Below are 19398 nucleotides of genomic sequence, written 5' to 3'. Positions count from 1 at the left end.
TTCATGGTCCGGACCATGACGAATGCACGTTTTCGCCGGGCCCGGCGAAGGTAGACTGCGAAAATCCCGAAAGGACGCCGGCGCCGGCCCCGGTGTCCCCACCGCTTTCCGTCCACACGAACACCGGGGGGACCCGCGTCCGACTGGGGGTGGCGCGGGTCCCCCGGGCCTCGCGGAAACGGTTTTCCGGCGATCTTGACACCCCGCTCGCGGCGCTCGTAGGCTGAGTGCTCCGCCGTCATGCCGAGCTTTCCTCGAATCCATGACAAGGCGGTTCCCCGTGAAAAGATTCCTGCTGATCTCGTGCGCGGTGGCGGGACTGGTGGTGGCCGGCGCCGGCGTCACCACGGCCGCACCCGGCGGCGTTTACGACGTCAAGGACTACGGTGCCAAGGGAAACGGGTCGGCGAACGATTCCGGCGCCGTCGACAAGGCGATCACGGCCGCGAACGCGGCGGGCGGCGGCACGGTCCGGTTCACCGCGGGCACCTACAAGTCGGCCAACACCGTCCACCTGAAGAGCAACGTGACGATCCAGCTCGACGCGGGCGCGACGATCACGGGGTCGAGCGCGGACAGTTACGACAAGCCCGAGTCCAACCCGAACGACGACTACCAGGACTACGGCCACAGCCATTTCCACAACGCGATGTTCTTCGGCGACAAGCTGACGAACATCGCGTTCACCGGCGCCGGCACGATCGACGGCGGCGGCAACCTCATCACCGGCAACCCGAAGTCCGGCGAGGCCGACAAGATCCTGTCGCTCACCCGGTGTGACGGGCTCACGCTGTCCGGGATCAAGCTGCGCCGCGGCGGGCACTTCGCGGCGCTGATCAACGGGTGCACCAACGTCGTCTCCGACCACCTGACGATCGACACGGCGAGCGACCGCGACGGCTGGAACATCATCAGCACGACGAACGTCACGATCACCAACGCGACCATCGCGGCGAACGACGACGCCCTCGTGTTCAAGAGCGATTACGCGCTCGGGGCGAAACTGCCGAACGGGAACGTGACGGTGACCGGAGCGAAACTGTCGGCGGTGTGCTGCAACGCACTGATGTTCGGGTCCGAGACCTGCGGTGACTTCACCGGTTACCAGTTCTCGGACATCACGATCACCGGTGCGCACAAATCGGGTCTCGGCATCGTTTCGATGGACGGCGCGAAGATTTCCGACGTGCACTACCGCGACATCACGATGTCCGGCACGTACTCGCCGATCATGATGAAGATCGGCACGCGCAAGCGGTGCGGGAACAAGCCGGGGGTCGGCTCGATCAGCGGCATCACCTTCGACAACGTCACCGGCACGCACACGGGCACGAACTTCAGCCCGACGATCTGGGGCGCGGACAGCGGTCACCGCGTCTCCGACGTGACGTTCACCGGCGTCCACCTGACCGTCCCGGGCGGCAACGGCACGATGGGCACGGGCGTGCCGAGCAACGACGCGACCGACTACAACCCGAAGAGCATCGGCACGCGGCCGTCGTACGGCTGGTACCTGCACTACGCGTCGGGCATCAAGTTCGTCGACAGCTCGGTCGAATTCGGAAAGGACGACGGCCGCCCGGCGAGCATCGTGAACAACAGCTCGGACATCACGTTCGACCGCTTCACGGCGGAGAAGGGCAGCAAGAGCCCGTTCGACGTCGGCTTCCAGACGGTGGCGGGCTACTGCGTCAAGGACTCGGCGACGACGTCGGGTTCGGCCCTGCGGGTCAACACGTCGGGGTCCAGCTCGAACTGCTGACACGAAGGGGCCCCGGCTCGCGAGCCGGGGCCCCTCCTGCGGCGCGCCTGCGTGGTCAGTGCGAATACTGCTCGTTCATGATCAGGAACGCGCCCAAGCCGTGGAAGTCGTTCGTCTTGCGGGCCCGGGCGTAGTAGTAGGACAGGTCGCCGACGTTCGTGCCCTCGCCGATGTCGGTGATGTTCGTCAGCCCGTCCGAGCCGACGGACACCTTCTTCAGCACGCCGGCGTACCCCTTGTCCGCCACCGCTTGGTACGACGACGGCAGGTAGCCGCGTTGCACGCCGCGGGCCATCGTGAACGTGTACATCGACGACGCCGACGTCTCCAGCCAGTTCTTCGAGTCGCCGCCGCGGTCGACGACCTGGTACCAGCGGCCGGTCGACGCGTCCTGGTAGCGCTGGTAGCCCGCGGCCAGGAACCGCACGATCTCGATCAGCGCGGGCCGTCGCGGGTGGTTCGCCGGGAGCACCTCGAGGATGTCGATCGCCGCCATCCCGAACCAGCCGATCGCGCGTGCCCAGTGGTACTTCGAGTGGTGGCCGGCGCCGGAGGCCCACGACTCGGAGCCGTCCTCGTCGTAGGCGTGGTACAGCAGGCCTTTCGCCGGTTCCCGCAGGTGGCTGAAGTAGACGACGAGGTTCTTCGCCGACTCCTCGAAGCAGTAGCCGCCGTCGTCGAACGCCGCGCCGTAGAGCGCGAGGAACGGCTGGGCCATGTAGACGCCGTCGCCCCACAGCTGGCCGACCTTGCTCGTGGCGTGGAACATGCCGCCGTCGGACGTCCGGGGGTAGGCGGGGAAGCGCTTGCGCAGCTGGTCGGCCGCCGTCTTGTACTTCTTGCGGCCCGTCTCGGCGAACAGCAGCGGCAGCATCTGGCACGAGCGCATCGAGTCGAGGTTGGTGAAGCTGTTGGAGATCCCGCTGTCGGTGATGAAGCGGTCGTACCAAGCGACGATGTAGTCGAGGTACTTCTCCTCGCCGGTGCGCTTGTAGAAGAGGTACTGGCCGTAGAGGTACAGCCCGAGGGTGTAGCCCCAGCCGCCGATCTTGTCCGGCGTGTAGCGCTTCATCGTCGAGTCGATGACGGCGCGGGACCAGTCCGGCGGCGCCTCGCCGATCGGGACGGCCGCGCGCGCGACGGGACCCGTCGCGGCGAGGGCGCCCAGTGCGCCCAGGGTGCCGGCCAGGACCGCGCGCCGGGTCGGGCGCGGGGGGTGCTCGGACATGCGACGTCCTTTCGTGCACGGGCCCCGGTGAGCGGGCAGTTCCACGGGGGCACCTCCGTCGAAGGTGCCCCCGCGGAGAAGGTGGCCGGGATGCCGATCCGCCGTCCGTCGGCATCCCGACCGGCTCTGGGGGTGGGGCGCGGCGTGCTGCCCTGGTCGCCGGAGCGGTGGGGGAGAGCGAAAGCGCTCTCAGGGGGAAACATCTACTCGCCCCCGGGACGTCGAGTCAAGAGAGATCGGATCTCTCGTTTCATATATCAGATATTTAACCCGATCGGCCGTAGTGGTGATGTACCGGCCGCTGGGACTGCGGGAAAAGGTCGGATCTCAGTATTGACCGGGCCTTCGAACCAGGAGTACACCACCGGGTGGACCAGACCACTTGGAGGTCGCTGATGTCAGCCCGTTCCCTGCGCCGCGTCTTCGCCGCTTGTGCTTCGCTGCTGGTCGTCGCCGGGCTCCTCGCGGCGCCGGCGGCGGCCGATCTGCGGAAACCTTCCCAGCAGTGGTTGCGCGACAGCCAGGCGGGCCTGTTCCTGCACTGGGGCATGCGCACGTCACCCGGCTACACCAGTTGCAGCGCCTGGGAAAAGGCGATCACCGACGGCGGGTGGAGTCCCGCCTACTGGGTCACCGAGGCCAAGAAGCTGCACGCGTCCTACCTCGTGCTGGCGTCGTTCCACAGCCGGCTCGGCTACTCGCGGGCGTGGCCGTCGAAGATCCCGGGCAGCTGCACCACCAAGCGGGACTTCCTCGGCGAGCTGGTCGCGGCGGCGAAAGCCCAGGGGCTCAAGGTCATCCTGTACATGACCAACGACGCCCAGTGGCACGACGAGGGCGGCCACGAGTGGCTGGACTCGGCCGGCTACTCGAAGTACAAGGGCAAGACCGTGGACCTCGACAGCCAGGACGGCTTCGGCCAGTTCAGCTACGACAACTTCTTCGAGGTCATGAAGAACTACCCGGACCTCGGCGGGTTCTGGATCGACAACGACAACGCGTACTGGGAGTCCCACGACCTGTACCGGCAGATCTACCAGCAGCGGCCGGACTACTTGCTGAGCAACAACAACGAAGACACGCCGATCATGGACACGATCAGCAACGAGCAGAAGACCGGCATGACCCCGGCGTACGACTACCCGCAGGCGACGTACACGGCGATGCCCCGGCTCACCGAGGCGTGCTTCAAGCTTCCCGACACCGGCTCGTGGTGGTACGGCGGCTCCAACTCGGCGGTGAACAAGGCGCTCAACATCGGACGTCTGGTGACGAACTCGGGGTCGTCGATCAAGTCCCTGATGGCCGAAACGGCGATGGTGAACGGGAAGTTCCCGTCGAACCAGGAGGCGTTCAACAACTTCGCCGCGGGATTCCTCGGTGGGATCTGGGAGTCGCTCGGCGGCACGGAAGGAGCCGGCTACATGTACGGCGGCATGCAGCCGGGTTTCTGGAACGACGGCGGCCACGGCGTCATCACGATCAAGGGTGCGACGCAGTACGTGCACGTCCTGACCAAGCCGTCAGGCAGCACGCTGAAGATCCGCGACAACGGTTACCGCGTCTCGAAGGTGACGAACTTGCGCACGGGTGCGGCGATCTCGTTCAGTCAGGGCAGCGGCAACCTGACCTTGACGGGACTGTCCGGATGGGACACCTACGACACGGTCTTCAAGGTCGAGGCGGCCGGCCGCACGGGTGTGTACGACCCGAAGACCGTGACGCTCAAGGCGAGCGCGTCCGCAAGTGGCCATAGTGGACAGTCGGCAAGCGACGGCGACTACCTGACGTACTTCGACAACAACAAGACCTTGCCGGTGAACCTGGACTACGACCTCGGGTCGGCGAAGAAGGTCCAGTACCTCGGCCTGAACCAGCGTGAGGACTCGGTCAGCTACGCCCGGTCGGACGGCGAGCAGTCAGCGCGGATCAAGGCGTACAAGGTGTACGTGTCGGCCGACGGCAAGAACTGGGGAAGCGCGGTGAAGTCCGGGACGCTCCCGAGCCACCGAGGAGTCCAGTTCGTCGACCTGACCACGGTGACGGCTCGCTACGTCCGCTTGCAGGTGACGAGCACGTACGCGGCATCGAGCGACAGCACGCGGTACAAGCGCCTGCGGATCGACGAGACGTGGGTGGGTTCGGACTACGCCACCGCGGCGGGCTGAGCCAGCAGGTCCAGCGTCAGCGCCGCGGTCCAGCCGAACGACCGGGCACCGTGCCCGGCACCGGTCAGCGGGTCCACGTACTCGGCGAAGTCCGTCCGCAGCGCGGTTTCGACGAGGTCGGCTCCCAGCCGCGATGCCAGGGCGTGTTCGCCGTGGTGCAGCAGCCCTTGCCGGACGAGCCAGCCGACGTTCGCCCACGACGGGCCGCGCCAGTAGCGGCCCGGGTCGAACGTCGGCGCGGTCAGGTCGTGGCTCGGGACGCCGTGCACGCGCCCGAGCCGGAAGCGCGGCCCGGTGGCCGTCGCCAGCAGGGCCGGGGCGACGGCCAGGTCGGGCAGCAGCAGCGGCAGCAGGCCAGCGCACGTGTACTCCGGCAATCGCGCGCCGGTGCGGACGTCGCGGGCGAAGAAGAAGTCGTTGTCCCACAACGTTTCCTGCATGGCCTTCGCCACGCGCGCGGCGGACTCGCGGTGCGTGGCGGCGGCTGCGGGCAGATCCAGCGTGTCGGCGATTTCGGCCAGCGCCAGCTCGGCGTCGGCCAGCAGCGCGTTGAAGCCCGGGTCCTCGACGGCGAACTCGCCGAAGCCCGTGTAGCCGCGGTCCCGGTAGTCCGTCGCGAGCCGGACGTACCGGCCGTAGTCCTCGTCGCTCGGCCGGTCCGCGGCGGCGCCGTGTTCGAGGTCGCGGCGGACGAACCCGGTCGACGGCGTGACGCGCGAGAGCGGCCCGTCCCAGGCCGGGCTGTTGTCCATTCCGGACTCCCACGGGTGCACGATCGCCGCGAGCCCGCGCCCGCCGGCGTCCCGGTGCGTTCGCAGGTACTCGTGCCAGGCCCGCAGTTTCGGGTACAGCGTGGCGAGAAAGGTGCGATCGGGCTCGGCCGCGTGCACGGCGAGCACGGCCCGCGCGTGCACCGGCGGCTGAATGAGCCCCGACGTCCGCCCGGCGCGCCAGAACGCGGGGCCGGGGAAGTAGGCGTCGGCCGGGGTGTCGGGGTTGAAGAGGATGTGCGGGACGCGGCCGTCGCGCCACTGCGCGGAGAAGAGGGTGAGCAGCTCGCGCCGGGCCCGGGCAGGTGCGGAGTGGCGCAGGCCGATCGCGATGAACGCCGAGTCCCAGCTCCACTGGTGCGGGTAGAGCGAGCGCGAAGGCACGGTCGACGAGCCGAGCCAGTTGCCGTCCAGGACCGCCGCGGCTCGTGTTACGTCCATATGTCCAATCTATCTCCGACTTGTGTATTGTCAATGGACAAAAGTGCGGGAGGGCAGGATGTCGGCGAGTGCGGGTGAGCTGCTGCAGCTGGTCCGAAGCGAGCGGGCGACCACCCGGAAAGCGCTCCTGACCAGCACGGGCCTGTCCCGCACGACGCTCACGGCCCGGCTGGACCAGCTCCTCGGCGCGGGCTTGCTGACCGAAGGCGGCTACGAGGATTCGACGGGCGGCCGCCCGGCAAGGCAGCTCCGGTTCGACGACGGGCACGCGGTGGTCCTGGCGGCAAGCATCGACACGATGCACGCGGAGGCGGCGGTGACCGACCTGGCGGGCCGCCGGCTGGCCCACCGCGCGGGCGAGTTGCGGGTCGCCGATGGTCCGGAAGTGGTGCTCGGGCGGACCGCGGAGTGGTTCGAAGCGATGCTCGCCGAGGTCGGACGGCCGGTGTGCGGCATCGGCATCTCCGTACCAGGCCCGGTAGAACCCGGCCGAACCCACGTCAACCAACCCCCGATCATGCCCGGCTGGGACGGCTACCCCATCGACACCCACCTCCGAGCGCACATCGACGCCCCGGTCCTGGTCGACAACGACGCCAACCTGATGGCCCTCGGCGAGCATCGCGCCCACCACCCGGACTGCGCCGCGCTCGTCGTCGTCAAAGCCTCCACCGGGATCGGTGCCGGCCTGGTCATCGGCGGCGAGGTCTACCGCGGCATCGACGGCGGCGCCGGCGACATCGGGCACGTCCGCCTGCCGGACCATCCCGAAGCGCGTTGCCTCTGCGGCTCGACGGGCTGCCTCGCCGCGGTCGCCGGCGGGGGTGCGCTCGCCGCGCGGCTGACCGACCTGGGCCTGCCGACGACGTCCGGCTCGGGCGTCCGCGAGCGGATCCTGGCCGGCGAACCGGCGGCCGTGCGCTTGGCCGAGGAAGCCGGGCGGCAGGTCGGCGAAGTGCTGGCGACGCTCGTCTGTGTGGTCAACCCGGGCGTCCTCGTGGTGGCCGGCGACCTGGCCGAACCGCATTTCGTCGCCGGCGTGCGGGAAGTGCTCTACCGGCGGGCGCTGCCGCGGTCGACGCGGAACCTCCGCGTCGAAATCGGCGGACGCGGCGAAGCGCTCGGCGGCGCGGTGGCGATGGTCGTCGAATCGGTGTTCTCCGCGGCGGCGGTGGATCGGCGACTGGGAGCGTGACGGCCGAACTGCCGTCACCCCTCGACTGTCCGGTGTGGACGGAGCACCCTACTTTGGTAGGTGGCAGGAGGCGAACCCGCGTGTTCCGCGATACGGACATGAATCGGACTTACCTCGCATACAATCTCATTCCTCGCGTAATACGAGCGACAAATCGGATTTCCGTACCACGCGCCGGAGCACGTGAATTCGCGACCAGATAACGGTTCCGCAAGCACTTCCCCGCGAGCGGAACACCGATCTAGTCTCGTCCGGTGTTCCAGGCCCATTTTCTGGGGGCCGCTTTCGAAGAGGGAGATTTCTGTGCGAAGAAGCTCCACCCTGCTCCTTTCGCTCGCGGTGGTGGGCGGCCTGACCGGCGCCCTGCCGGCCACGGCGTCCGCGCAGGGGCGTCAGGACATTCCGCAGTCGCACCCGTTGTGGGCGAACGCGCAGGCGAAGGTCGCCGACACGGCGCCCGCGTCGAAGCTGAGCTTCCGGGTCTACCTGAACCAGCGCGACAACGCCGGTGCCGAGGCGCTGGCCCAGGCCGTGTCCGATCCGGACAGCAAGACCTACCGCCAGTACCTCAGCCCCGACCAGGTGCGTGACCGCTTCGCCGCCAGCGACGCCACCGTCAACGCCGTCAAGTCGTGGCTGACCGGCAACGGCTTCAGCATCGGCGACGTCCCGTCGAACCGCGCCTACGTCGAGGCCACCGGCACCGCCGACCAGACGCAGAAGGCGTTCGCCGTCAAGCTGGCCAAGTACAAGGTCAAGGGCCAGACCCTCCGGGCCGCCGACAAGAACCTGTCGGTGCCGGCGAACCTGGCGAACGACGTCCTCGGCGTCGTCGGCGTCGACCAGGCGACCAACCTGTTCAAGCCCGACCACGCGACCGGCTCCGCGACGCCGGCCGACGTCCCGCCCGGCCCCGGTTTCCGCAACGCGAAGCCGTGCAGTGCCTACTACGGCGAGAAGATCGACACCACCGATCCCGCCTACAACGGCAAGCACCTGCCGTACGCGCCTTGCGGCTACACCCCGGCGCAGCTGCGCTCGGCCTACGGCGTCGACAAGGTCGGCGCGGACGGCAAGGGCACCACGATCGCCATCGTGGACGCCTTCGCCTCGCCGACCATCTACGCCGACGCGAGCACGTACGCCAAGAAGAACGACCCGGCACACCCGCTGAAGCAGAGCCAGTTCAAGCAGCACGTCTTCCCGGCGAACCCGGTCCTCGAGCCGCCGGACCAGTGCGACGCGGCGGGCTGGTACGGCGAGGAAACCCTCGACGTCGAGGCCGCCCACGGTCTCGCGCCGGGCGCCGACATCCTGTACGTCGGCGGGGAGTCCTGTGAGGACAACGCCCTCGACGTGGCGCTGAACTACGTGATCGCCGGCCACAAGGCCGACATCGTGTCGAACTCCTACGGCGACACCGGCGAAGACATCCCGGCCGACGAGGTCAAGGTGTTCAACCAGATCTCGCTGCAGGCGGTCCTCGAGGGCATCGGCGTCTACTTCTCCTCAGGCGACAACGGTGACGAGGTCCTGCGCCTCGGCACGCCGTCGCCGGACTTCTCCGCCTCGGCGCCGTGGATCACCGCGGTCGGCGGCACGTCCATCGCGATCGGCAAGGACGGCAAGCGGATCTTCGAGACCGGCTGGGAGACCAGCAAGTCCTCGCTGGCAGGCGGCGTCTACGGCCCCGCGGCCTACACCAGCGGTTCCGGTGGCGGCACGAGCCGGCTGTTCGCGCAGCCCTTCTACCAGAAGGGTGTCGTCCCGGACGCGCTGGCGAAGAAGAACCAGACCGGCAACAACAAGGGCCGGGTCGTCCCCGACATCTCCGCGATCGGTGACCCGAACACCGGCTTCCTGGTCGGCCAGACGCAGACCTTCCCGGACGGCGCCTACTACGACCAGTACCGGATCGGCGGCACGAGCCTCGCGTCGCCGGTGTTCGCCGGCATCATGGCGGTGGCCGACAGCTTCGACCACTTCCACCACGGCTTCATCAACCCCGTGATCTACAAGCTGACCTCCCGGACTCCGGCGATCAGCGACGTGAAGCACGTGGACGCCGCCGTGGAGCGCGTCGACTACGCCAACTCGGTCGACGCTTCGGACGGTCTGCTCACCTCGGTGCGCACGCTCGACTACCAGGGCCTGACCATCCACACCACCCCCGGCTACGACGACGTGACGGGTCTCGGCACGCCCAACGGGCTGCTGTTCCTGCTGCTCGTCTAGTTCAAAATCCGTGAAGGCCTCCTCGCCGGTTTGCCCGGTGAGGGGGCCTTCACGGCGTTCAGGGCCCCAGCGGGATGACCGCGCTCACCGCCGTGCCGCCGTCACCGCTGACCACGGCGAGTTCGCCGCCCAGCGCTTGGACGCGGTCGCGCAGCCCCGTCAGGCCGCTGCCGCCCTCGATGTCCGCGCCGCCGACACCGGTGTCGGTGACCGCCACCCGCAGCTCGGCGCCCTCGACGGCGATCCGCACGTTCACGTGGTCGGTCTGCGCGTGCTTCAGCGCGTTCGTCAGCGCCTCCGACGTCACGAAGTACGCCGTCGCCTCGACCGCCGAGTCCAGCCGGGGCACCGTGCCGACGGTCAGGGCCACCTCCATCGGGATCCGGTCGGCCAGCGACCGGACCGCCGCGACCAGCCCCGCCTCGGTGAGGATCGCCGGGCGGATGCCGCGGGCCAGCTCGCGCAGCTCGGTGATCGCCGTCTGCAGCTCGTCGACCGTGCCGGACAGCAGCGCCCGGACCTCGGTGGGCAGAGCCGGGCCGTACCGGCGACCGGCCATCCGCAGCAGCAGCACGACGCTGACCAGCCGCTGCTGGGCGCCGTCGTGCAGGTCGCGCTCCAACCGGCGGCGCTCCTCGTCGCCGGCCGCGACGAGCCGGGCGCGCGACGCCCGCACCTCGGCCAGCCGCTGCTCCAGCTCCGCGGTGAGCCGCTGGTTGTCGAGCACCAGCCCGGCGGCCGCGTTGAGCGCGTCGATCGAACGGCTGTCCTTCCACACCTCGTCGTCCTGCACCAGCGCCGCCAGCCCGGTGCCGTCGCGCTCCAGCAGCAGCCGGATCATCTCGGCGTTGCCGACGCGGGCACGCAGCACGCCGGCCAGGAACGCCAGCGGCCACAGGCAGAACAGCACCCGGTAGACCTGCAGCAGCGGCTCCGACAGCGGGTGGCCGTCGCCGAGCGCGGTGCCGGTGCCGGACGCGAGCGCGCCGAACAGCGCGATCGCGATCACCGGGGACAGCAGCCGCCGCTGCGGCAGCTGCCCGGTCAGCCACCGGTAGAGGAGCACGACGATCACGCCGGCGCTGATCACCGTCGCCGCGAGCTCCAGCACGCGGTCGGCGAGCAGGCCGCTCGCCGGGTCGGCCGAGACCGCCAGCAGGTCGCGCGGGTCGTCGCTGACCAGCAGCCCGAGCACGCCCAGCGCGAACACCACCAGGTAGGCCGAGGCGACGAGCAGCCGTTCCCACCGCGACCGGAGCCTGCCGTGCGGGAACGCGAGCACGAGGTGCGCGATCACCGGGCTGGACGCGGTCCGCAGCGGCACGGCGATCGTGTACAGCACCGGGCTGCGCGTGAACTGCAGGTCTTCGAGGAACACCGCGATCCCGGCGAGCGCGATGAGCACGCCGATCGGGTTGGCCGGGCGCCGCACGTGCGCGACCGCGCCGGCGAGCAGGAACAGGAACCCGGTCGCGGTGCTGAGCGCCGTGTCGAGCGTGGAGTGGCTGCCTTCGCCCGCTTTCAAGGTCAACGCCGTGACGCCGAGCGCGAAACCAGCCGCCAGCAGGCCGGTCATCGCCAGTGTCCGCGGATGCTGCACCACGCAACCCTCCCGGTGTGCCTCGCCGGGCAATCCTGGCGGGTGTGGGGGCTGTCCGGCAGCGGCTAACCGTGATTCGCCCGTTCGGGCCGTCGCGTTACACCACGCGGGCGCGCTTTAGGGTGATCCGCGGACGGGAGGTGCGCACATGAGCGGACTGGGCGCGGAGGTCTTCGGCGGGCGGATGCCCACCGGCGGCCGTGACCTGGCGATCGAGACCCACGGCATCAAGCCGGTGCCGGAGGGCAACCGGTTCGGGCGCCCGTGGCGCCTCTTCAGCGTGTGGTTCGCGCCGAACCTGACGATGACCGCGGTGTTCACCGGCACGCTCGCCGCGTCGCTCGGCCTCGGGTTCTGGACCGGCCTGGCCGCGATGCTCGCCGGCACCGTGCTGGGGTCGCTGCCGGTGGCGTACCTGTCGACCTGGGGGCCGCGCACCGGCACCGGCCAGCTGCCACTGGCCCGGCTGCCCTTCGGCGGCGGGGTGGTGCTGCCGGGGCTTGTCCAGTGGCTCGGCTCGATCGCCTGGGACGCGCTGGTCGGCCTGTTCGGCGGCGAGGCCCTCGCGGAGCTGACCGGGCTGCCGTTCTGGGCCGCGGTGCTGATCGTGCTGGTGCTGCAGTGCGCGCTCGGCGTGTTCGGCTACGCGCTGATCCACCGCGTGCAGGCGGTGATGAGCGTGCTGCTGGTGCTGGCGTTCGCCGCGCTGGCCGTGAAGGTCCTTTCCGGACACCCGATCGCCGCGGCGAACACGGCGTCGGGCGCCGACCTGGCCGGCGGGGTCGTCCTGTTCACGACGATCACGTTGTCGCTGGCGATCTCCTGGGCGCCGTACGCGTCGGACTTCAGCCGTTACCTGCCCGTTTCGACGTCGTCGCGGTCGGTGTTCTGGGCAACGCTGCTCGGCCTGGTGGCGTCGTACGCGATCGGCGAAGGCCTCGGGCTCGCGCTGGGGTCGTCGCTGGGCGACCAGACGGCGGCGGGCGTCGCGCACCTGCTGGGCGGCGGTTTCCTGGGCGCGCTGGCGCTGGCGGTGATCGCGCTGGCGGCGGTGTCGTCGAACGCGATGAACGACTACAGCGGTTCGCTCGCCCTGCAGACGGTCGGCGTCCGGCTGCGGCGCCCGGTGTCGGCGGTGGTCGTCACGGTGCTGGCGTTCGCGCTGATCCTCTGGATGCACAGCGGCGACCTGTCGGCGAAGTTCGAGAACGTCCTGCTGTTCGTGAGCTACTGGATCCCGCCGTTCCTCGGCGTGGTCGTCCCGGACTGGCTCGCGCGCACCCGCGGCGGGCGACGCGTGGACGTGCTGGCGTCGACGTCCGCGCGGCCGTGGGCGGCGCTGGTGGCATTCGTGGTGGGGTTCGGCGCGGCGGTGCCGTTCATGAACACGTCCCTCTACACGGGACCGGTCGCGGCGGCGCTGCACGGCGCGGACCTCGCGTACTACGTCGGGCTCGTCGTTTCGCTGGCAGCGTACTTCCTGCTCCGGCCGCGCGTTGACCTCAAGTAATGTAGAGGGTTGACGATGGTGTGGTACCCCTCGAAGGAGGAACCATGCCAACCGCACTCGTCACCGGAGCATCCGCGGGCCTGGGCCGAGCCCTCGCCGCCGCGTTGGTGAGTCGCAAGTGGACGGTCGTCGGCGACGGCCGTGACGCTGCTGCTCTTTCGGCTGCCGCCCGGGAGATCGGCTTCGCGGCCGTTCCCGGCGACGTCGCCGACCCGGCCCACCGCGCGTCACTCGCCGACGCGTGTCCATCGCTCGACCTGCTCGTCAACAACGCGAGTTCCCTGGGTGCCAGCCCATTGCCGGCTCTTTCGGGCTATCCCTTGCCGGAACTGGAAAACGTCTACCGCGTCAACGTTTTCGCGCCGCTGGCGTTGACGCAGCTCCTGTTGCCCGCGTTGACGTTCGCGCGGGGCACGATCATCGACGTCAGTTCGGACGCGGCGGTCGAAGCGTACGAGGGCTGGGGAGGTTACGGCTCGTCGAAGGCGGCGCTCGACCAGGTGACGGCGGTGCTGGGCGCGGAGAACCCGGAGCTGGCGGTGTACGCGGTCGACCCGGGCGACCTGCGCACGGAGATGCACCAGCGAGCGTTCCCGGGCGAGGACATCTCGGACCGCCCGCTGCCGTCATCGGCGGTCCCGGCGTTCTTGAGGTTGCTGGACGAACGCCCCCCGAGCGGCCGCTACCGCGCGTCGGACCTCCTGGTGGCGGCATGAACATCCGGTTCGACCTGCCGGCGGAGTTGTCGGCATCGGCCCCACCGGAGTCCCGGGGCATCGCGCGCGACGGCGTCCGCTTGCTGGTGGCGTCGCCTTCGGGAGTCCACCATTCGGTGTTCTCGTCGTTGGGCTCGTTCTTGCGGCCGGGCGACCTGCTGGTGGTGAACACGTCGGCAACGCTGCCGGCCGCGGTGGACGGCGTCCGGGACGGACGTCCGATCGCGGTCCACTTTTCGACATCGCTCGACGACGGTTCGTGGATCGTCGAGCTGCGCACACCCGACGGCCCGCTGCTGGACGGCCGCGTCGGAGAACTGGTGTCCCTGCCGGGCGGCGCGTCACTGACGTTGCTCTCACCGGACTCCCGGCGGCTGTGGCGGGCGAAGGTGTCAGAGCCGGTCCCGGGCTTCTTGGCGACGGAGGGCCGCCCGATCCGCTACGGGTACGTGCCGCGAGAGTGGCCGTTGTCGGATTACCAGACGGTGTTCGCCCGAGAGCCGGGAAGCGCGGAGATGCCCTCGGCGGCGCGGCCGTTCACGGCGTCGTCGGTGACGCGGCTGGTCACGGACGGGGTGCTGTTCGCGCCGCTGGTGCTGCACACGGGGGTGTCGTCGCCGGGGGCGGGCGAGCCACCGCAGGCGGAGAGGTACCGGGTGCCGGCTCCGACGTCGGCGCTGGTGTCGTGGGTCCGGTCCCGGGGTGGCCGGGTGATCGCGGTGGGCACAACGGCGGCCCGGGCATTGGAGTCGGCCTTTGACGGCCCGGCTTCCGGATGGACTGACCTGGTACTGGGGCCGGAGAGACCGGCGCGGGTGGTGGACGGAATCGTGACGGGGCTGCACGCGCCGGAGGCATCGCATTTGTCGTTGCTGGAGGCGGTGGTGGGCGGGGAGCTGGTCCAGCACGCTTACGACGCGGCGGTGGAGCGCCGGTACCTGTGGCACGAGTTCGGCGACGTGTCTTTGCTGTTGCGCCGCTGACTGCTGCGCCGTTGCCTGTTGTGCCGCTGACCCCGCCGCCGCCCACACAAGACCCCGCCCTCCCTGGGGGCCTGCCCGCTTCCAGCGTATCGGGGTGGTCGGACGAAAACCCAGGCTGAAACCGCAGCTTGGGCGGGCTCATCCACATCACGCCCGGGCTGTGGACAACTCGCAACCCGCTGGCGGGCCGACGCGTTTCCGCGGAGCCCGCCGGTGGGCTCGCGTTTCCGCGGAACCCGATCGCAGGTCGCCGCGTTCCCGAGGAACCTGCTGGTGGGCCGACGCGTTTCCGTCGAACCTGTTGGCGGGCCGTCGCGTATCCGGAAAACCCGTTGGTAGTCCGGCGCATGCCCCGGAACCGGCTGGTCGGCGGACGCGTTTCCCCAAAGCCCGCTGGTGGGCCGACGCGTTTCCGCCGAGCCTGCTGGCGGGCCGCCGCGTTTCCGCAAAGCCTGCTGGCTGGCCGCCGCGTTTCAGCGGCCTGACTCCGGGCCGCCGAGCGCCACCGCGAGCGCAGCAGTCTCGCGACCGCCGCCGCCCACTCGAGACCGTGCCCTCCCTGGCAGGGCTCCCGCAGGGCTCCGGCAAAGTCGCGGGGCAGGCCACCATCCGCCGGTGACCGGCTCGCTGGATGTCGTGAATGACTCATTCAGGGCTTGGGAAGTCCTGAATGAGTCATTCAGGACGTCGGCGGAGCCGCAGCAGTCCCGCGACCGCCGCCGCCCACGAGACCCCGCCCGTGAGACCCCGCCCGTGAGACCCCGCCCGTGAGACCCCGCCCGTGAGACCCCGCCCTCCCTGGGGGCCTGCCCCGCTTCCAGCGTATCGGGGTGGTCCGACGAAAACCCCGGCTGAAACCACAGCCCGGGCGGGCTCATCCACATCACGCCCGGGCTGTGGACAACTCGACACCTAGTTCCCGACCTCCGACCGCCGCCGCGACCGGAACAACCCGAACCCGGCCACCACGGCGATCCCCACCCCGACCCCGGTGACCACCGAAGCCACCAAACTCGCGGTAGCGGTCGCCAACCCGAAAGCCCCACCCAGGTAAACCGGAATGCTCACCGCCACCGGCAACCAGTTCCGCAGCGCGAAAGCCCGGTCCGACGCCACCCAGAGCACCAGCGTCACCGCCGCCCCGGTCAGCACCGGGATCGCCCACACCACCAGGCTCGTCACCGCGTCCATGCCGAGTGACCTGAACCACTCGAACGTCGCCTGGCCCATCCCGATGAACAGCACGACCAGCGCCACGCGGACGCCGGTGGCTCCCTGGCCCCGTCGGCTCGTCATGTTTCCTCCCGTTTCGGTCGGTCACTCCTACCACGTTCGGGTGACAGGGGAGGTTGCCTCCGTGCGCCGGACGGTTCGCCACCGCATCGCCGCGACCAGCAGGAAGATCACCAGCGGGACTGCCGTGAAGACGAGCACGAAAGTGTGACCCCTGGAGGCCGACCCGGTGACCAGGCCGCCCAGCCCGAGGACGGTGGACGGGGCCGCCAGGCCGAGCAGCGGGACCGCCAGGCGGGCCGGGCGCTTCCCCGTCCGCCACCAGTACAGGAAGCCGCCTGCCAGGCCGAGGAGGGTCAGGCCGGTGACCAGCACCACAGCCGGCCACTCGCCCAGCCCGAGCGTGCTCAGCCAGTCGGCCCCGATCGGCCCGAGCGCGCAGCCCGCCCACACCGCGAACGACACCAGGACCACGAGCCGGATCTCGGCGACCGTCTTCATCCGTTCCCCCTCTTCAAGTCGTCGCGAGCATCACGCGCGAGCGGGCCGGATGGTTGCTATAGGCGCACCCCGAGACCGATGTCAAGGAATCTCAGCCGATTTCCCGGGATGCGGATGGCTATGCGCCTGAGTGGGTGACCGTGCGAACCTCGCCCCGACACCGACCCGAAAGGCGACGCCGACGTGCGCACCCACCACAGAACCCGCTTCCTGGCCTCGGCGCTGGCCGCCCTGACCACCGTGGGCGTGCTCGCGGGCTGTTCCCGCGCCGCGGAGAACACCGCCACCCCGGCCGCGAACCAGGGGTCCGCCACCGAGGTGCGGCTCGGCTTCTTCCCGAACGTCACCCACGCGCCCGCGCTGATCGGTGTCAAGAAGGACTTCTTCAAGAACGAGCTGGGCTCGACCAAGCTCACCACCCAGACCTTCAACGCCGGCCCCGAAGAGGTCAACGCGCTGCTCGGCGGCTCGCTCGACATCGCCTACATCGGCTCCGGCCCGGCGATCAACGCCTTCACCAAGTCCAAGGGCACCATCCAGCTGATCTCGGGCGCCGTCTCGGGCGGCGCGCAGCTCGTCGTCAAGCCGGACATCACCAGCGTCGACCAGCTCAAGGGCAAGACCATCGCCACACCGCAGCTGGCCAACACCCAGGACGTCGCGCTCAAGAAGTTCCTGGCCGGCAAGCAGCTGACCGACCAGGTCAAGATCACCAACCTGGACAACTCCAAGACGCTCGACGCCTTCAAGAAGGGCGAGCTCGACGGCGGCTGGCTGCCCGAGCCGTGGTCGTCGCGGCTGGTGCTCGACGCCGGCGCGAAGGTCCTGGTCGACGAGAAGGACCTCTGGCCGGGCGGGCGCTTCCCGACGACCGTCGTCATCGTGCGCAGCGAGTTCCTGCAGCAGCACCCGGACACCGTCAAGGCGGTGCTCAAGGGCCAGCTCGCCGCGATCGACTGGGCGAAGGCCAACCCCGCGGAGGCGAAGACCGTCGTCAACGGCGCCCTCAAGGAGCTCGCCGGCAGCAGCCTGAGCCAGGGCGTCATCGACCGCGCGTTCTCCAACATCGAGCTGACCACCGACCCGATCCCGGCCGAGTTCCCGCAGCTCGCGCAGGACTCGGTGACGGCGGGCGTGGTCAAGTCGGCGGTCGCGCTCAAGGGCTTCGCCGACTTCGGCCCGCTCAACGACGTTCTCAAGGAGAAGAACCAGCCCGCCGTGAACGCGCCCGAACTCGCCAAGTGAGAGGCAGCCAGCGATGACCACGACCCTCCCGACCGGCCGGGGCAGCTTCACCGGCGCGACCGCGGTCCGGCTCGACGGCGTCCGCAAGGCGTTCGGCCCGGCCGGCCGGGCGGTCGTCGCGCTCGACGGCGTCGACCTCACCGTCGCGCCCGGCGAGTTCGTCTGCCTCCTCGGCGCGTCCGGCTGCGGCAAGAGCACGCTGCTGAACCTGGTGGCGGGGCTCGACGCGCCGTCGGCGGGGGAGATCACGCTGAACACGTCGCGGCCCGCGGTCATGTTCCAGGAGGCCGCGCTGATGCCGTGGCTGACCGCGGCCCGCAACGTCGAGCTGCCGCTGCGGCTGGCCGGCTTCGGGCGCGCCGAGCGTCGCGAAAAGGCCGCCGAGCTGCTGGAACTGGTCCGGTTGAACGGCGCGGGCGGCAAGCGGCCGCACGAGCTGTCCGGCGGGATGCGCCAGCGCGTCGCGCTGGCCCGCGCGCTGGCCGCGACCCTGCGCGTCGGCGGCGACCCGGAGCAGGCGCTGCTGCTGATGGACGAGCCGTTCGCCGCGCTCGACGCCATCACCCGCGACGTCCTGCAGGGCGAGCTGCTGCGCGTCTACCGCAGCACCGGCACGTCGGTGCTGTTCGTGACCCACGACGTGCGCGAGGCCGTGCGGCTCGGGCAGCGCGTGGTGCTCCTGTCGTCGCGGCCGGGCCGGGTCGTGCGCGAGTGGACGGACGTGCCGCTGGCCGACGCCGAAGAGCTGACCGAAGAGATCACCGGGCACCTGCGAGAGGTGATCAGCACCCATGCCGCAGCTTGACCGGCCCGCCGAGGCCGAGCTCGACGCGGTCGGCGCCGGACTGGACTCGCTCGACGCCCCGGTCGGCGAGCGCCGCCCGAGCTTCTGGAAGCGCTTCGCCTGGGGCTTCCTGCCCCCGGTGCTCGCGCTGGTCCTGCTGGTGGTCGTCTGGCAGGTCCTCTGGGCGGCGGCGTTCTGGTCGGAGGCGCAGCTCCCGGCGCCGCTCGCGGTGTGGGACGAGTTCTGGAGCCGCGTCGTCAGCGGTGAGGTGTTCGGCTTCGTCTGGACGTCGGTCCACCGCGCGGCGCTCGGCTTCTTCGCCGGGGTGCTGATCGGGACGCCGCTCGGCCTGATCGTGGCCAAGGTCCGCGTGGTCCGGGCGGCGCTCGGGCCGCTGCTGACGGGGCTGCAGAGCCTGCCGTCGGTGGCGTGGGTGCCGGCGGCGATCCTGTGGTTCGGCATCAACGACGCGGCGATCTACTTCGTGGTGCTGCTGGGGTCGGTGCCGTCGATCGCGAACGGCCTGGTGTCCGGCATCGACCAGATCCCCCCGATCCTGCCGAGGGTGGGCCAGGTGATGGGCGCGAACCGCCTGTCGTCGGCGCGCCACATCCTGCTCCCGGCGGCGCTGCCGGGGTTCTTGGCGGGGTTGAAGCAAGGGTGGGCGTTCTCGTGGCGCTCGCTGATGGCGGCGGAGCTGATCGCGTTGTCGCCGCAGCTGGGTGTCGGGCTCGGGGCGTACCTGAACCAGGGGTCGTCGCTGAACAGCATCGAGACGGTGATCGCGGCGATCTTCTTGATCCTGCTGGTCGGGATCGGGATCGAGCTGCTGGTGTTCCGCCCGTTGGAGCGCGCGGTGCTGCGGGCACGCGGGCTGACGTCGTCGCTGTAGTTATCCACATCGGGTCCAGTTGTCCACAGATTTCGCGACGCGCCGTTTTCGCAGGTCAGAACCGATAGACTGGAGCAGGGCCGTCCCCCGGGATCGGGTGGGGGCTGTCTTGGTCCCGGCTGGGGGCGATTTCCA

At 70.0% G+C, this 19398-nt stretch carries 15 protein-coding genes; 10 read left to right on the top strand and 5 right to left on the bottom strand.

Translation table 11 applies throughout. The features are described from left to right. Positions 1–280: 280 nt before the first annotated feature. Complete coding sequence (locus ACIQWX_RS43515; protein ID WP_400884299.1) at positions 281–1762, top strand: glycoside hydrolase family 28 protein; 1482 nt, start codon at positions 281–283, stop codon at positions 1760–1762. Between the two features lie 55 nt (positions 1763–1817). On the opposite strand, the gene ACIQWX_RS43510 is transcribed toward ACIQWX_RS43515, so the two are convergent. After that, positions 1818–2990: a glycoside hydrolase family 105 protein gene (locus tag ACIQWX_RS43510; RefSeq protein WP_400884298.1), complete on the bottom strand. Its 1173-nt coding sequence runs from the start codon at positions 2988–2990 to the stop codon at positions 1818–1820. 395 nt (positions 2991–3385) lie between these two features. Here ACIQWX_RS43510 and ACIQWX_RS43505 point away from each other — a divergent pair, with 395 nt between their 5' ends. Further along, positions 3386–5158 carry a discoidin domain-containing protein gene (locus ACIQWX_RS43505; RefSeq protein ID WP_400884296.1) on the top strand — a complete coding sequence of 591 codons (1773 nt, stop codon included), beginning with the start codon at positions 3386–3388 and terminating at the stop codon, positions 5156–5158. Here the strand turns inward: ACIQWX_RS43505 and ACIQWX_RS43500 are convergent. Next, entirely contained in the window at positions 5137–6369 is a 1233-nt protein-coding gene (locus tag ACIQWX_RS43500; RefSeq protein WP_400884294.1) for an MGH1-like glycoside hydrolase domain-containing protein, read from the bottom strand. The two genes, ACIQWX_RS43505 and ACIQWX_RS43500, sit on opposite strands and share 22 nt — an antisense overlap. 58 nt (positions 6370–6427) lie before the next feature. Between ACIQWX_RS43500 and ACIQWX_RS43495 the strand changes: the two genes are divergently transcribed. Both ACIQWX_RS43495 and ACIQWX_RS43490 read left to right on the top strand, forming a co-directional pair. Then, the gene (locus ACIQWX_RS43495) at positions 6428–7564 is read left to right on the top strand and encodes an ROK family protein (protein ID WP_400884293.1); all 1137 of its coding nucleotides are present in this window, start codon (positions 6428–6430) and stop codon (positions 7562–7564) included. 303 nt (positions 7565–7867) lie between these two features. Beyond that, positions 7868–9799, top strand: a complete 1932-nt coding sequence (locus ACIQWX_RS43490; RefSeq protein WP_400884291.1) for a protease pro-enzyme activation domain-containing protein — start codon at positions 7868–7870, stop codon at positions 9797–9799. Positions 9800–9857: 58 nt separating this feature from the next. On the opposite strand, the gene ACIQWX_RS43485 is transcribed toward ACIQWX_RS43490, so the two are convergent. After that, on the bottom strand, positions 9858–11399 hold the full coding sequence (locus ACIQWX_RS43485) for a sensor histidine kinase (protein ID WP_400884361.1): 1542 nt from the start codon (positions 11397–11399) through the stop codon (positions 9858–9860). Positions 11400–11547: 148 nt separating this feature from the next. Here ACIQWX_RS43485 and ACIQWX_RS43480 point away from each other — a divergent pair, with 148 nt between their 5' ends. Genes ACIQWX_RS43480 through ACIQWX_RS43470 form a run of 3 tightly spaced genes read left to right on the top strand, consistent with a single transcriptional unit; the run spans position 11548 to position 14608 of the window. Then, positions 11548–12909 carry a purine-cytosine permease family protein gene (locus tag ACIQWX_RS43480; RefSeq protein WP_400884290.1) on the top strand — a complete coding sequence of 454 codons (1362 nt, stop codon included), beginning with the start codon at positions 11548–11550 and terminating at the stop codon, positions 12907–12909. A gap of 44 nt (positions 12910–12953) precedes the next feature. Continuing rightward, complete coding sequence (locus ACIQWX_RS43475) at positions 12954–13625, top strand: SDR family NAD(P)-dependent oxidoreductase (protein ID WP_400884289.1); 672 nt, start codon at positions 12954–12956, stop codon at positions 13623–13625. Further along, positions 13622–14608, top strand: coding sequence for an S-adenosylmethionine:tRNA ribosyltransferase-isomerase (locus tag ACIQWX_RS43470; RefSeq protein WP_400884287.1), 987 nt, complete (start codon positions 13622–13624; stop codon positions 14606–14608). The genes ACIQWX_RS43475 and ACIQWX_RS43470 overlap by 4 nt, the downstream gene beginning before the upstream one ends. 912 nt (positions 14609–15520) lie before the next feature. On the opposite strand, the gene ACIQWX_RS43465 is transcribed toward ACIQWX_RS43470, so the two are convergent. Both ACIQWX_RS43465 and ACIQWX_RS43460 read right to left on the bottom strand, forming a co-directional pair. After that, positions 15521–15904 (bottom strand): hypothetical protein, encoded by a 384-nt coding sequence (locus ACIQWX_RS43465; RefSeq protein ID WP_400884285.1) that lies wholly within the window; start codon positions 15902–15904, stop codon positions 15521–15523. 27 nt (positions 15905–15931) lie between these two features. Beyond that, on the bottom strand, positions 15932–16342 hold the full coding sequence (locus ACIQWX_RS43460) for a hypothetical protein (protein ID WP_400884284.1): 411 nt from the start codon (positions 16340–16342) through the stop codon (positions 15932–15934). A 183-nt stretch (positions 16343–16525) separates the two neighbouring features. Between ACIQWX_RS43460 and ACIQWX_RS43455 the strand changes: the two genes are divergently transcribed. The 3 genes from ACIQWX_RS43455 to ACIQWX_RS43445 are packed head-to-tail and all read left to right on the top strand — an operon-like array spanning position 16526 to position 19263. Then, positions 16526–17587, top strand: coding sequence for an ABC transporter substrate-binding protein (locus tag ACIQWX_RS43455; RefSeq protein WP_400884282.1), 1062 nt, complete (start codon positions 16526–16528; stop codon positions 17585–17587). Positions 17588–17600: 13 nt separating this feature from the next. Next, complete coding sequence (locus ACIQWX_RS43450) at positions 17601–18392, top strand: ABC transporter ATP-binding protein (RefSeq protein WP_400884280.1); 792 nt, start codon at positions 17601–17603, stop codon at positions 18390–18392. After that, entirely contained in the window at positions 18379–19263 is an 885-nt protein-coding gene (locus ACIQWX_RS43445; RefSeq protein ID WP_400884279.1) for an ABC transporter permease, read from the top strand. Before ACIQWX_RS43450 ends, ACIQWX_RS43445 begins: the two co-directional genes overlap by 14 nt. Positions 19264–19398: the final 135 nt, after the last annotated feature.

Source organism: Amycolatopsis sp. NPDC098790, assembly GCF_044759945.1.
Lineage (GTDB): Bacteria > Actinomycetota > Actinomycetes > Mycobacteriales > Pseudonocardiaceae > Amycolatopsis.
This window is presented reverse-complemented; position numbering and strand designations above follow the sequence as displayed.

Coding starts and splice junctions, on each gene's coding strand:
- ACIQWX_RS43510 (WP_400884298.1), bottom strand. CDS start 2,990: ATGTCCGAGCACCCCCCGCGCCCGACCCGGCGCGCGGTCCTGGCCGGC.
- ACIQWX_RS43505 (WP_400884296.1), top strand. CDS start 3,386: ATGTCAGCCCGTTCCCTGCGCCGCGTCTTCGCCGCTTGTGCTTCGCTG.
- ACIQWX_RS43500 (WP_400884294.1), bottom strand. CDS start 6,369: ATGGACGTAACACGAGCCGCGGCGGTCCTGGACGGCAACTGGCTCGGC.
- ACIQWX_RS43495 (WP_400884293.1), top strand. CDS start 6,428: ATGTCGGCGAGTGCGGGTGAGCTGCTGCAGCTGGTCCGAAGCGAGCGG.
- ACIQWX_RS43480 (WP_400884290.1), top strand. CDS start 11,548: ATGAGCGGACTGGGCGCGGAGGTCTTCGGCGGGCGGATGCCCACCGGC.
- ACIQWX_RS43475 (WP_400884289.1), top strand. CDS start 12,954: ATGCCAACCGCACTCGTCACCGGAGCATCCGCGGGCCTGGGCCGAGCC.
- ACIQWX_RS43470 (WP_400884287.1), top strand. CDS start 13,622: ATGAACATCCGGTTCGACCTGCCGGCGGAGTTGTCGGCATCGGCCCCA.
- ACIQWX_RS43465 (WP_400884285.1), bottom strand. CDS start 15,904: ATGACGAGCCGACGGGGCCAGGGAGCCACCGGCGTCCGCGTGGCGCTG.
- ACIQWX_RS43460 (WP_400884284.1), bottom strand. CDS start 16,342: ATGAAGACGGTCGCCGAGATCCGGCTCGTGGTCCTGGTGTCGTTCGCG.
- ACIQWX_RS43450 (WP_400884280.1), top strand. CDS start 17,601: ATGACCACGACCCTCCCGACCGGCCGGGGCAGCTTCACCGGCGCGACC.
- ACIQWX_RS43445 (WP_400884279.1), top strand. CDS start 18,379: ATGCCGCAGCTTGACCGGCCCGCCGAGGCCGAGCTCGACGCGGTCGGC.